We start from the raw sequence: 11,369 nt of genomic DNA on the forward strand, positions 1-11,369 counted from the left end.
AGAATGAAAGCTGAGACAAGGGTTAAGACGCAGGCTGTCACAGGAGAGTATTGGAAATTTATCATTCCATCATTAATTGGGTCGCTCCTATTTCTGGTTCCAGTTAAATTTCAGGGAGACGTAACCATTGGTGTTGGTATTTTAGCATCACTAGTAGGTAATGCGTTCAGTGAGCGGATGCCTGCCATTATCATTTTCATTTTAGGAGTATCGGTTTTTCTTTCCATCCTGACAAAAGCAGCAAAACCCGCATTTATACTGGATAATAAGTTTTTAAAAGGATTATTTGATACCGGCAAGTTTGGATTAACCATGAGAATTCTTGGATTCGCAGCAGGAATCATGACTTTGTTTGAGATCGGGCCTGAATTTATCTGGTCACGGAATACAGGCGGAGTGGTTCTTTATGACCTGGCTCCCGTTTTGCTTACGTGGTTCCTTTTTGCCGGCATCCTTCTGCCGCTTTTAGTGGAATTTGGATTAATGGAATTCATTGGGGCACTTGTCCAAAAATTTATGAGACCATTTTTTACACTTCCCGGACGGTCATCCATCGATTGCCTTGCGTCCTGGATGGGCGCCGGAACTGTAGGTGTTTTGGTTACCACGAAGCAATATGATGAAGGCTTTTATACAAAAAGAGAAGCAGCGGTCATTGCGACGACCTTTTCGATTGCATCAGTTGCTTTCAGTCTTGTTGTTGCGAACGTGGTTGGCCTTGGGCATTTATTCATTCCCTTTTATTTAACCGTTTCTGCAGCTTGTGTCGTGGCAGCATTGATTATGCCTAGAATTCCGCCATTATCCCGGAAGCCGGATACCTATTATGAGCCAGTAGGACAGCAGATTGATGAAACCATTCCGGAAGGGGTTTCGAAATTGAAATGGGGATGGGAGCAGGCAATTGATAAAGCCAGGAATGCCCCGGGTCCCAAAAAGCTATTAACCAATGGGATCGAAACCGTTTTAGATATTTGGATGGGACTGATTCCGCTTGTTATGAGCTTGGGAGCAGCAGCCCTGATTATTGCGGAATACACGCCTGTATTTGAGTTTATTTCATACCCGCTCATCCCTGTTTTGGAGTTTATGCAATTGCCGGAAGCAGGAGCAGCAGCACAAACTATGCTTGTTGGCTTTGCTGATATGTTCCTTCCTGCCGTTATCGGAAGCGGGATTGAGAGCGAGCTGACAAGATTTGTCGTGGCGGGCTTGTCATTAACACAATTAGTATACATGTCTGAAATCGGGATCCTGATCCTGCGTTCAAACATTCCGCTGAGCTTTATGGATTTATTCGTTATCTTTATTGAAAGAACGGTTATTACGTTACCTGTTATTGTACTGATTGCACATGTTTTTGTATTTTAGTTGGAAGGAGGGTGGCAGGTAGCCTGCCCTCCTTTTCGTTATATTAATTTTCTTAAAAGTTCAAAAAGGGCAATATATTATTGGGGCATGTCTCATATCTTATATAGAATCTGCATTATATAAGGAGAGGCGCAATGAGTAAATTCTTCAAAGGAGTCATATTGCTTGCACTGGCTGCTTTTGCAAGCGAATGTATAGAGTTTGTGGTAAATATGGTGCTTGCCCGGGAACTGGGGGAGAGGGGACTCGGCATGTACATGTCGATTTTGCCGACCATATTTCTAATTGTGCTGCTGGCCAGTTTTGAGCTTCCAATCTCTATTTCCAAGTTCATAGCTGAAAAGGATAAAAGGTATCATCTCAGTATGCTCCATCATGTCATCAAGCTGACCATTATCTTTACAGCGGTTTTGGTTCCGATTGCAGCGGCAATCATTCCGTTTGTCAGTGTCTTTAATGAGTACCATCCGCTCCTGAGATGGGTTGTAATCGGGTTCATCCCAATCGTGTCTTTTTCCTCAATTGCCAGAGGCTTTTTCATGGGCAAGCATCAAATGGGGAAAATTGCAGCCTCCAATTTTCTGCGCAAATCCGTTCAGCTCCTTCTGCTCGTGGTTCTTTATCAGGCCTTTCAATTTGATGTCAATACAGCAGTCTTTATTGCATTTTGTACGTTTGTAGGAAGTGAGATTGTTGTTTTTCTCTATTTGCTGAATATGTTTATTATCCAGTATCACCGTATTAAAAAAGAGCCATCTGAGTTTGTAAGCGGAAGTAGTGTCAGGCAGAACTTAATCTCTGTTTCAGTGCCGACGACTGCTTTGAGAGTTTTCCATGCCCTGACACATGCTGTTCAGCCATTCTTGATTAAGGGGGCGCTTTTAAAGGCAGGAGTGCCGGGCGAAGTCGCAACAGAACATTTTGGAATGCTTGCTGGTGTCGCCATGACGATCGGTTTTTTCCCATCCTTCATTGCCCATTCATTTTTAATCATGCTGATTCCGACAGTCTCCAAAGAATATGCGGATAAAAATCTGGAGGAGCTTCGGAGACTTCTTCAGCAGGTGTTCTTTGTCACCTTTTTATACGGGATCCCATCGGTCGTTCTTTTCTATTTTTTTGCACGGCCGCTGACCGAGGTGTTTTTCCACTCCACAGATGCAGCCGTTTATTTACAGCTGCTGTGGCCATTTTTTCTGCTCCACTTTTTCATTATCCCGATGCAGGCTTATTTAATCGGCCTGGGCCTCATGAAAGATGCGTTTTATCATTCAGTATGGTCAACTGTTGTTTCATTTACAGCCATGTTCGTGCTTGGATCCATGCACAGCCTGCAGATGGACGGTATTATAATGGGCATGAATATGGGAGCTGTCCTCCTGGCCATGATGCATTATGTAACAGTATGCAGAAAAATTGGCCTGACACTCTATCTATCGCCAGCCAAGCAGTTTAATTGAAAATGAGAAAGCATCTCCCGTCATGGGCAGATGCTTTATTTTTTGTCCTCATTTTTTTCCCCGAATTTGCTCTCAATCGTTTGTTCATCTCCGTACAGGATGATATGATCTCCCTCCTGAATCTCAGTGATAAGCCGGTCTTTTCTGATCTTTATTTCACCTCTTTGGATGTACAGCACATTAATATCTTCGTCATCTTCAATCAATTCCCTTAATTCTTTACCAATGAAATCGCATGATTCATTGATGGTATAGTCCAATACATGATCCGTATCATCCGTAAGCAGCGCTTCTCTTATCGGGAGATCGCGAAAATCATAATGTTCTTCGAGCTCATGCTCCAGTTTCCCCGAAAGATAATCGCGCACTTTAGGAATCTTTAAAATAAAAATAACCAGGATCAGGACAGCGGCGACGACCGAGATCTTGGCAGTAAAGAATTCATCTGAGAGGATGCTGCTGATTGCCGAAATGATTACTGCCAATGAAAAGGCGCCAAATAAAATTAAAAAGGCTCCGAACCTTCTGCGGATTGGATGGTCGATAATCAGTTCAGATTCCCCGGTTGTAAAACCGGTTCCTGTCAGCATGCTGATCACCTGAAATCTCGCAATAGGCTTATCCAGCCCGGTATATGTGAAGATCAGCGTATGAATTTCGATAACAGCCAAAACGATTCCCAAATAAATCAGGATGAAAAGAACACCCATCTTGCTTCCTCCGAAAATTTAGAATTATGTAAAAAACCTAAGGAAGCCAGTCCTTAGGTCATTGCTGTACGGTTTCGTTATAGTAATTCACTGAATACATGGCACCTTCGTCAACCATTTTATTATCTTCAATATTATGCGGGTCCGGGTGGCCAAGTTTTTCTTCAGGCACTGTATCATTTATAAATCGGTTCGGAAGCAGGCCTTTCATCTTAACTGCAAGAGACTGAACCTTATTTCGATTATTTTTGCTTGCCAACAATAAAATACTTGTAATGCCAACACCGGCTAATAGATATGGATTTAACGGACGAGAATTCATGATTATGCTCCTCCTTCAAATAATTGGATTTGTATGTCTTGGTGTTTATTTACCCGGCGTAATTAAAAGCAAACATTTAATCTTTATTACATTGTTTCCAGTGCTAGAAATAATTACACCTTATGAATGGTTTTATTCAGGCAGCAAGAAGGGAATTATGTATTAAATATAAATAAGGATACGATGTTAGGAAGGAAGATGGGGATGGAAAAAGAATATAACGAAGATAACTGGAAATGGCACCGTTACGATCATTTGGAGGAAATAGATTACCAGGTGGCTGGTGACTATAAAGATGTCTTAAAGGAATGGGCCAAGAATACATCCGAGAATAAAACAAATGTAATGAAAATTGATACTTCAGTCCGCGGTAAGGAATTTATTAGCGGTTCGCTCATTTATCAGCAAAAAACAAAGGAGCAGCATGAAAATAGTTTGTTCCACTATTTTCTGACAAGGGATTTTCTCATCACTGTCAGCTTTGATTCGTCTGTCATTCAGTCTGATGATTCATTGCTATTAAAAAAAATGGATTATACCCATAATGCTATTGATGGATTTTTCGTGATTTTAGGCGAAATCCTAAGTGATAACATCCAGAAGATTGATAAGTTTGAAGTACGGTTAAATGAGCTGCTATGGAAAATAAAAGAGAAAAATAATATTAACCGCCTGGAGGAAATCTATGAGCTCCGTCACCAGATCCTGGTTTGGAAGAATATTATGATTCCTGTTAAGGAAATCAGGCTGGGTGTAGAAGAGACGTTTGGTGAAGGTGTCACCGATGGAACTGAATTTAAAAGAACGTGCAAGCGAATTGAAAGGGGCTATACGCTGGTGCGGGAGTATCAGCAGGAAATTGATGACCTGGTTAATTTTGAAGAAATGGTATCCATGCACCGGGGAAATGAAATCGTGAAGACACTCACGGTCATTACCACCCTTATGACTCCGATCGCAACATGGGGAGCGCTCTGGGGTATGAACTTCAAAGTTATGCCTGAACTGGAATGGAAGTATGGGTATTTGTTCTCCATTATCATAATCATCGCTTCTACCGCAGCCCTCTATATCATGCTTATTAAAAAAGGCTGGATGGGTGATATCCTAAGGGGAAAAAAGAAGAATTCATTCTTCAAATAAAGGAATGCCGTTAGAATGCGGCATTCCTTTCGTTTAGTAAATGATCCAGTGTTACTTTAATCCCAGCCTCGTATGATGTTTTAGGAAGAGTGCCAATTCTCGCTTCATATTTACTGCCGTCCAATATAACAGGTGTCTGATTCAAATACATCAATTCTGTATATTCTCTCATCATGGGATCAAATAGGCCGATTGCACGTATCATCCATTTATGGACAGGTCTGAAGGAAACGCCTCTGCTAAGATGCTGAGATACAATACTGGCTATTTCTTCTCCGGTAATGGTTCCTGCACCAGGGATATTCCAAGCTTCACCATATGAGTTTTCATTCAATGCAAGCTCGGCTAATGCTTCTGCTCCATCTTTAATGAAAATGAATTCTCTCGGTATATTGGTTTTGCCGACAAACATGCCCTTATTCTTTTCAATAATTTGGCTGAGAGTATAGTGTAAGAGTGTGTTTCCTGTATGAGGACCGTAAAAGTCAGGGAAGTGGGCAATGATATATGGTACCCCTGATCTTTTAATAGTCTCAATCAAGTCCTGGCGCAGCATGCCTTTTTTCGTGTGCGGATTCTTGGGAGAAACTTCGTTTGCAGGGCTGGATTGAAGACCATAGGAGTATATATTATCAGCATATATAAAAGGCTTATGATGTTTGCTGCAGGCCTGCAGGATATTATTTAAGATAATTGAGAGTGTGGGATCCCAGTCCGGGTAAGGGATATTGATGGCATGGAACACTGCATCTGCTTCGGACACTGCTTTCTCAACATCATCTGGATTCAAGGCATCACCAGCATGGATAACAGCATTTTGTCCCCAGCTTTTTTTAAAGTTAAGAAGGTTTTCGTTAGACCTTGCAAAAGCGATAGTTTTAATATTTCTGCGGCATAATGCTTCTGTCAAAGCATAGCCCATTCCGCCTGTTGCTCCTAATACTGCAGCTGTTTTCATCATTTGTCATCATCCTTTTTATTTAATTGACCACTGTTCAATTGAGTGGAAAAATGAAAGAAATGCGATAACATTTCTTTAACAAATTGCTTTTATTAAAAATTGGGCATGTGAAGAGGCGAGTTCCTTCACTTCTTCAAATGTGGTTTCCGTTCTGCAATAATGTGTGACAAAGCCGTGCAGACTTAGAAATACAGACCAAATATCCTTTATGGAGAGAGATTTGGGAGCGAGTGAATTAACCGCTTGTGCAAAATGCAGGTAGCTTTTGTTTGGCCCTTCATTTAGATAGCCTTTCACATCATCATCACGTATTAAAAACATCAGCTCATAATGTTTTTGATGGGTCAGGCCAAATTGTATATAACGGTAAAAAATGCTGAAAAGCTTTTGTTCATTGCTATCTGCAGATTCTCTCAGGACACTGGCGAGGACTTGATCAAGTTTTTGAAAATCGGCTTCAACAATTTCATAAAATAATTGAGCCTTGTTTTTGAAATGATAATAGATGGCACCATGGCTGCACTGAAGGGTGTCCGCAATTTTTCTCATGGATGCTGCGGCATATCCTTCCTGAACAAACAGGTCACGTGCTACAGAAATAATGGCTTCTTTTGTTAGTTCGTCATGGGCTGATTTTCTTGGACTCATGGAATCACCTTTCGTTATTGAACACTGGTCAATAAAATTATATGATGATAGGATATTTTTGGCAATGTTTTTTTACTATCTATCCAAATAATTTTAATTAGCCATCAGCTTTTGATATGCTTTAATAAAACAGGAGGGAACAACATGAATGAAACAAAAACATGCAGAGAATCTTTTACGGTAAAAACAAGCATTGTGCTTCCGCCAGACACGAATACATATGGAACACTATTTGGCGGCAAGCTAATGGCTTATATTGATGATGTGGCAGCCATCGCGGCGATGAGGCACGGGAGAAGAAATGTCGTAACCGCTTCTACAGATTCTGTTGACTTTCTTCATCCGGTTTATGAAGGCAACTCAGTCTGCCTGGAGGCCTTTGTGACCTATACAGGCCGGACATCAATGGAGATCTTTGTAAAAGTAATTGCAGAAGACCTGCTGACCGGGGACCGAAATGTGTGTGCTATGTCCTTTTTGACAATGGTTGCGGTTGACGAGAATGGAAAGCCGACTCCGGTGCCGGCGGTTGTGCCTGAGACAGATGAAGAAAAGAGCTTATATGAATCAGCAAAAGAACGTGCGGAAATTCGCAAAAAACGGAGAAAGGACAGTGAAGCCAGGGCAAAGACATACGGTACAGGTCTGCCCTGGTAAATAAGGGGGAGAATAATGGGTTCCAAAGTGATGCATAGCATCATCAACAATGAAATTGCATCCAGAATGAAAATAGAGGACAGAGCAGCTTTTTTATTGGGGGGAATAGCACCAGACGCTGTTTCTCCCAAAGGGATCTTTCCCATTTTTATAAAGGGAGAACGGATGATTATAAGAGTATTGTTTATAAATACAGGAATATAAGTCATTCACCTTACATCCTCGGCTATTACATCCACTTAATTGCAGACCATGTCTGGCTGACAGGATTCTATCTTCCCAGGCTGAAAAACAGAATGGAAAAAGATGACGAGGTCTTACCCGCTATCATAATGATTTTCGCCTGTGTAATGCAAAGCTCTCTGGACATTACGGCCCTATGAAATTTGAACCTGCCAGACTTAGAAGAGATTTCTTCCAAACAAGTCAGCTTATTTCTTCCATTTGTTTAAAACGAATTTGAATACGATAAAAAGGACGCTGAGAAGCCCCTTGAAGTGTTTATATTTCAGCAGATTGTCGGATACGTTGAAACCTCTGCAGAGCTGGGGATTGCAGAGTTGAAGAAATTCTTGCTTTTAAAAAATAAACTCCTCATTTCTTCCTAGCTTGTATCACATAATCTAGTAAAATAGATTTAACTTTCAGAATATTAACTCTTATTCCTTGATAATCCTTTTCCTTCCTCTTAAGTTAGACGTGTATAACATAACTGAAGGAGGATGAATATGAGAAGAGTTTTGAAAGCTAGTGTCCTAATGCTTTTAAGTATTTTACTAGTTGCCGGAACCATGCCTTTAACCGGGCAGGCGAAAAAGCCGAAGCCTGATGATGGCTATGGCGGCTATAGCCAGGTTGATGTTGGCAAGGACGGAATGGTGGCTTCAGCCCATCCGCTGGCATCAAAAATTGGGGCAGATGTCTTGAAAAATGGCGGTAATGCCATCGATGCGGCTGTCGCAGTCCAATTCGCCCTTAATGTTGTGGAACCAATGATGTCCGGAATTGGCGGGGGTGGTTTCATGATGGTCTATGATGGCAAAACGAAAGAAACCAGCATTATTAACAGCCGTGAGCGCGCTCCAGCAGGTGCCGCACCAGATATGTTCCTGGATGAAAACGGAAAGCCGATTCCATTTGCGGAGCGTTCAACTGGCGGTACGGCAGTCGGTGTGCCCGGCACATTGAAAGGATTGGAAACGGCCCTTGAAAAATGGGGAACACGCCCTATGCAGCAGCTGATCGGCCCTGCCATTAAGCTGGCAGATAAAGGATTCCCAATAGATTCTGTATTAGCCGATGCGATTGCCGATAATCAGGACAAGCTTGGCAGAACAGCTGCCGGCAAAGTGTTTTTGCCTAAGGGCGAACCTATTGAAGAAGGGGAGCGTCTAGTACAGAAGGATCTTGCAAAAACCCTGAAGATGATACGTGCTGGCGGGACAGACGCTTTTTATAATGGGAAAATCGCAGAAGCTCTTGCTGGTGTGGTGCAGGATTTTGGCGGATCCATGACACCTGAAGACCTTGCGGGATATGAAGTGACTATTGATGAGCCTATTTGGGGAGATTACCAGGGGTATGAAATTGCGAGCATGCCGCCCCCAAGCTCTGGCGGAGTGTTTTTGCTGCAGATGCTGAAGATTCTGGATGATTTTAATCTATCACAATATGATTTAAAATCCTGGGAGAAATATCACCTGCTTGCTGAGACCATGCATCTTGCCTATGCAGACCGCGCCGTATATGCAGGAGATCCAGAGTTTGTAAATGTCCCAGTCAATGGGCTGCTTCACCCTGATTATATTAAGGAGCGCCAGGAACTGATCAGCCTGAATGAAGTGAATCCAAGCCCGGAGGCGGGAGATCCTTGGAAATATGAGAACAGTGAAGCCAATTATGAAGCAGCTGAACAGCCGAATGACCGCCAATACGGTGAGACCACTCATTTTTCTGTAACGGACAGATGGGGAAATGTTGTCTCTTATACCACAACGATTGAACAGGTATTCGGAACAGGAATCATGGTTCCAGGCTACGGGCTGATGCTGAATAATGAGCTGACAGATTTTGATGCCGTACCGGGCGGGGCAAATGAAGTCCAGCCAAACAAGCGGCCTTTAAGCTCGATGACCCCGACGATTGTCTTTGAAGATGGAGAGCCTGTCCTGACTGTCGGTTCACCAGGCGGCCCAACGATTATAACATCAGTACTGCAGACGATCCTTTACGCCATTGAATATGACATGGAGCTAAAAGCAGCAGTTGAAGAACCGCGAATCTATACAAATAATCTGAATTCCTACCGCTATGAAGAGGGCATTCCTTCAGAAGTTATTAATAGGCTAAAAGGGATGGGGCATAGCTTCGGTCCGAGTCCGACCACGATTGGAAACGTCCAAAGTATTTTGATCGACCGGGACAAAGGAATTTTCAAAGGTGTGGCAGATTCAAGCCGCAATGGTGCTGCCATTGGTGTTGATTTGAAAGGAAAAGGGAAAAGCAAATAAGATTTGTGAGAATAGCGCCTTATCAATAAGGTGCTATTCTTTTGATGCGAAATGAATAGTCGTTCATTTTATGGCAGGAATTTATGTTTATCTGTTGAAATATAATTTAAGCAGGCATTCATAAAAGAAGGAGGAACATGCCATGGCAGTCAAAGATGAATTATACCAGCTGGCAGATAAAATGAACGCTGATCCCGTTCATATCAAGGATGAGAAAAATCGGGTATTTCAGGTGGACCTTGAAGAAAGCGGATCTATCCAGATTTTATTAAAGGAGGGAAAAGTCATAGTGGAAGAAGGGGCTTCCCATGAGCCTGAAGTGACACTGAAACTGTCAGACAAAAACTTTTCTAAGTTATTAAAAGATGATCTCAACACGACCATGGCATTTATGACAGGCAGCCTGAAAGTAGACGGTAAAATGGGGCTGGCGCTGAAGCTGCAGGAAATTGTAAAGAAATATCAATGATAATAAGGCAGCCCCCTCAAACAGGAAGCTGCCTTATTTTATGATAAAAACAGTGCCATCAGGTCTTCATCATAGTACTTTCCATCAATCTTAAGAGCGTGCCTCTCCTTTCCGTAAACCTCGAAGCCAAAAGAAGCATATAGCTTTTTAGCAGGAATATTTTCAGACATTACAGCCAGGTGGATTTGTTCAACCCCATCCCAGGAGCGTGCCTTTTCCACAGCTTTGCCCACCAGGCACTTGCCAACGCCATTCTGACGCCATGACTCTGTAACGTACATCGCATAAATATTGGACCGATGATTTACTTTCAATCCGGTTTCTCGTACTAAACTGACAACACCTATAAGTTTTCCATTTTCAAATGCGCCGAAGTGAAAGGAGTTATCCCCCTTAAATCTTTCACCATACACTTCAGGAGGCCTCCCGGCTTCCTCCTCATAGCTTGAACCAAATGCTTCCGGATTCTTTTTTAACCCTTCCAATCTAATCTCTTTGTAGATTTCAGCATCATCCGGACGCAGAAGCCTAATTTCCATCCTGGACACTCCTTTATTTTTCCTAACCCTTAGATTCTAGTTAACAGGACAAACTCCTTTAACATTTTTCTAAGAAAAGTTTTTTTCTGCTTGTATAAGGGAACAGGATAAAAAAAGTACAGGAGGGATTGGAATGTCTCAGGAAAACAGCAAGGACTTAAAGGATATTGTAAAAGGGCAGAATTCCGCGCAGAAACAAGAACAGTCATTGAAAGATCAGGAGCGTAAGCCGGATCAGCAAAACCGTTTGAAGGACCAGGAGAATATGAGGAAGTAGTTTTAAGAGAGCTATGAAGAATAGCTCTCTTTTTAAAAAGGAAAAATGACTCCCGCCCCGAATAGTAAGCAATGGGTTACTCCTATTGAATATACATATAAAAAGGGGGATGCAGAATGGGAGTGCTGTTTGGTTTAATTATCGCGACTCTGGCCTTCGCTTATGGGATCGACCGAAGAAGGAAAAAGATAAATAATACGATCCAAAAAGGAATCAGCCCAAGTGATAAACCGGGGGAAAGCACGAATTATACGATGGGTGATAATCATTATACCGGAGGCGGACAATAGCCATGGAGTTTT

14 protein-coding genes are annotated in these 11,369 nt (G+C 42.2%); 9 read left to right on the forward strand and 5 right to left on the reverse strand.

Annotation, left to right across the window (positions count from 1 at the left end):
- Positions 1-3: 3 nt before the first annotated feature.
- Both MKY20_RS26440 and MKY20_RS26445 read left to right on the forward strand, forming a co-directional pair.
- The gene (locus MKY20_RS26440) at positions 4-1,371 is read left to right on the forward strand and encodes a YjiH family protein (protein ID WP_217025773.1); all 1,368 of its coding nucleotides are present in this window, start codon (positions 4-6) and stop codon (positions 1,369-1,371) included.
- A 134-nt stretch (positions 1,372-1,505) separates the two neighbouring features.
- Positions 1,506-2,831, forward strand: a complete 1,326-nt coding sequence (locus MKY20_RS26445) for a polysaccharide biosynthesis protein (protein ID WP_009334957.1) — start codon at positions 1,506-1,508, stop codon at positions 2,829-2,831.
- Positions 2,832-2,866: 35 nt separating this feature from the next.
- Here MKY20_RS26445 and MKY20_RS26450 read toward each other — a convergent pair whose 3' ends face one another.
- Positions 2,867-3,541 carry a TrkA C-terminal domain-containing protein gene (locus MKY20_RS26450; RefSeq protein WP_251173991.1) on the reverse strand — a complete coding sequence of 225 codons (675 nt, stop codon included), beginning with the start codon at positions 3,539-3,541 and terminating at the stop codon, positions 2,867-2,869.
- A gap of 58 nt (positions 3,542-3,599) precedes the next feature.
- Positions 3,600-3,863: a hypothetical protein gene (locus MKY20_RS26455; protein ID WP_251173990.1), complete on the reverse strand. Its 264-nt coding sequence runs from the start codon at positions 3,861-3,863 to the stop codon at positions 3,600-3,602.
- Between the two features lie 204 nt (positions 3,864-4,067).
- Here MKY20_RS26455 and MKY20_RS26460 point away from each other — a divergent pair, with 204 nt between their 5' ends.
- Positions 4,068-5,006 (forward strand): magnesium transporter CorA family protein, encoded by a 939-nt coding sequence (locus MKY20_RS26460; RefSeq protein WP_019382571.1) that lies wholly within the window; start codon positions 4,068-4,070, stop codon positions 5,004-5,006.
- A 10-nt stretch (positions 5,007-5,016) separates the two neighbouring features.
- Here the strand turns inward: MKY20_RS26460 and MKY20_RS26465 are convergent, their stop codons facing one another.
- Together MKY20_RS26465 and MKY20_RS26470 are read right to left on the reverse strand one after the other, a co-directional pair.
- On the reverse strand, positions 5,017-5,967 hold the full coding sequence (locus MKY20_RS26465; RefSeq protein WP_019382570.1) for an SDR family NAD(P)-dependent oxidoreductase: 951 nt from the start codon (positions 5,965-5,967) through the stop codon (positions 5,017-5,019).
- 75 nt (positions 5,968-6,042) lie between these two features.
- Positions 6,043-6,615, reverse strand: coding sequence for a TetR/AcrR family transcriptional regulator (locus MKY20_RS26470; protein ID WP_251267257.1), 573 nt, complete (start codon positions 6,613-6,615; stop codon positions 6,043-6,045).
- 144 nt (positions 6,616-6,759) lie between these two features.
- Here MKY20_RS26470 and MKY20_RS26475 point away from each other — a divergent pair, with 144 nt between their 5' ends.
- The 4 genes from MKY20_RS26475 to MKY20_RS26490 all read left to right on the forward strand — a co-directional run bounded on the left by MKY20_RS26475 (position 6,760) and on the right by MKY20_RS26490 (position 10,251).
- Positions 6,760-7,272 carry an acyl-CoA thioesterase gene (locus MKY20_RS26475; RefSeq protein ID WP_009334951.1) on the forward strand — a complete coding sequence of 171 codons (513 nt, stop codon included), beginning with the start codon at positions 6,760-6,762 and terminating at the stop codon, positions 7,270-7,272.
- A gap of 15 nt (positions 7,273-7,287) precedes the next feature.
- Positions 7,288-7,476 carry a hypothetical protein gene (locus MKY20_RS26480; protein WP_306219769.1) on the forward strand — a complete coding sequence of 63 codons (189 nt, stop codon included), beginning with the start codon at positions 7,288-7,290 and terminating at the stop codon, positions 7,474-7,476.
- 524 nt (positions 7,477-8,000) lie between these two features.
- Positions 8,001-9,782: a gamma-glutamyltransferase gene (gene ggt, locus MKY20_RS26485; protein WP_251173988.1), complete on the forward strand. Its 1,782-nt coding sequence runs from the start codon at positions 8,001-8,003 to the stop codon at positions 9,780-9,782.
- A 142-nt stretch (positions 9,783-9,924) separates the two neighbouring features.
- The gene (locus MKY20_RS26490; RefSeq protein WP_251173987.1) at positions 9,925-10,251 is read left to right on the forward strand and encodes an SCP2 sterol-binding domain-containing protein; all 327 of its coding nucleotides are present in this window, start codon (positions 9,925-9,927) and stop codon (positions 10,249-10,251) included.
- Positions 10,252-10,289: 38 nt separating this feature from the next.
- Here MKY20_RS26490 and MKY20_RS26495 read toward each other — a convergent pair whose 3' ends face one another.
- A complete protein-coding gene (locus tag MKY20_RS26495; RefSeq protein WP_009334948.1) occupies positions 10,290-10,790 on the reverse strand; it encodes a GNAT family N-acetyltransferase in 501 nt (166 codons plus the stop codon).
- 133 nt (positions 10,791-10,923) lie between these two features.
- Here MKY20_RS26495 and MKY20_RS26500 point away from each other — a divergent pair, with 133 nt between their 5' ends.
- Together MKY20_RS26500 and MKY20_RS26505 are read left to right on the forward strand one after the other, a co-directional pair.
- A complete protein-coding gene (locus tag MKY20_RS26500; protein ID WP_019382565.1) occupies positions 10,924-11,067 on the forward strand; it encodes a hypothetical protein in 144 nt (47 codons plus the stop codon).
- 116 nt (positions 11,068-11,183) lie between these two features.
- Entirely contained in the window at positions 11,184-11,357 is a 174-nt protein-coding gene (locus MKY20_RS26505) for a hypothetical protein (RefSeq protein WP_009334947.1), read from the forward strand.
- Positions 11,358-11,369: the final 12 nt, after the last annotated feature.

Origin of the sequence: Cytobacillus sp. FSL W8-0315 (assembly GCF_038002905.1) — a bacterium.
Classification (GTDB): Bacteria; Bacillota; Bacilli; order Bacillales; family Cytobacillaceae; genus Cytobacillus; species Cytobacillus pseudoceanisediminis.

Bases quoted from the DNA above. Each gene is read 5' to 3' on its own strand.
- MKY20_RS26440 (WP_217025773.1), top strand. From the start codon at position 4: ATGAAAGCTGAGACAAGGGTTAAGACGCAGGCTGTCACAGGAGAGTAT.
- MKY20_RS26445 (WP_009334957.1), top strand. From the start codon at position 1,506: ATGAGTAAATTCTTCAAAGGAGTCATATTGCTTGCACTGGCTGCTTTT.
- MKY20_RS26450 (WP_251173991.1), bottom strand. From the start codon at position 3,541: ATGGGTGTTCTTTTCATCCTGATTTATTTGGGAATCGTTTTGGCTGTT.
- MKY20_RS26455 (WP_251173990.1), bottom strand. From the start codon at position 3,863: ATGAATTCTCGTCCGTTAAATCCATATCTATTAGCCGGTGTTGGCATT.
- MKY20_RS26460 (WP_019382571.1), top strand. From the start codon at position 4,068: ATGGAAAAAGAATATAACGAAGATAACTGGAAATGGCACCGTTACGAT.
- MKY20_RS26465 (WP_019382570.1), bottom strand. From the start codon at position 5,967: ATGATGAAAACAGCTGCAGTATTAGGAGCAACAGGCGGAATGGGCTAT.
- MKY20_RS26470 (WP_251267257.1), bottom strand. From the start codon at position 6,615: ATGAGTCCAAGAAAATCAGCCCATGACGAACTAACAAAAGAAGCCATT.
- MKY20_RS26475 (WP_009334951.1), top strand. From the start codon at position 6,760: ATGAATGAAACAAAAACATGCAGAGAATCTTTTACGGTAAAAACAAGC.
- MKY20_RS26480 (WP_306219769.1), top strand. From the start codon at position 7,288: ATGGGTTCCAAAGTGATGCATAGCATCATCAACAATGAAATTGCATCC.
- ggt (WP_251173988.1), top strand. From the start codon at position 8,001: ATGAGAAGAGTTTTGAAAGCTAGTGTCCTAATGCTTTTAAGTATTTTA.
- MKY20_RS26490 (WP_251173987.1), top strand. From the start codon at position 9,925: ATGGCAGTCAAAGATGAATTATACCAGCTGGCAGATAAAATGAACGCT.
- MKY20_RS26495 (WP_009334948.1), bottom strand. From the start codon at position 10,790: ATGGAAATTAGGCTTCTGCGTCCGGATGATGCTGAAATCTACAAAGAG.
- MKY20_RS26500 (WP_019382565.1), top strand. From the start codon at position 10,924: ATGTCTCAGGAAAACAGCAAGGACTTAAAGGATATTGTAAAAGGGCAG.
- MKY20_RS26505 (WP_009334947.1), top strand. From the start codon at position 11,184: ATGGGAGTGCTGTTTGGTTTAATTATCGCGACTCTGGCCTTCGCTTAT.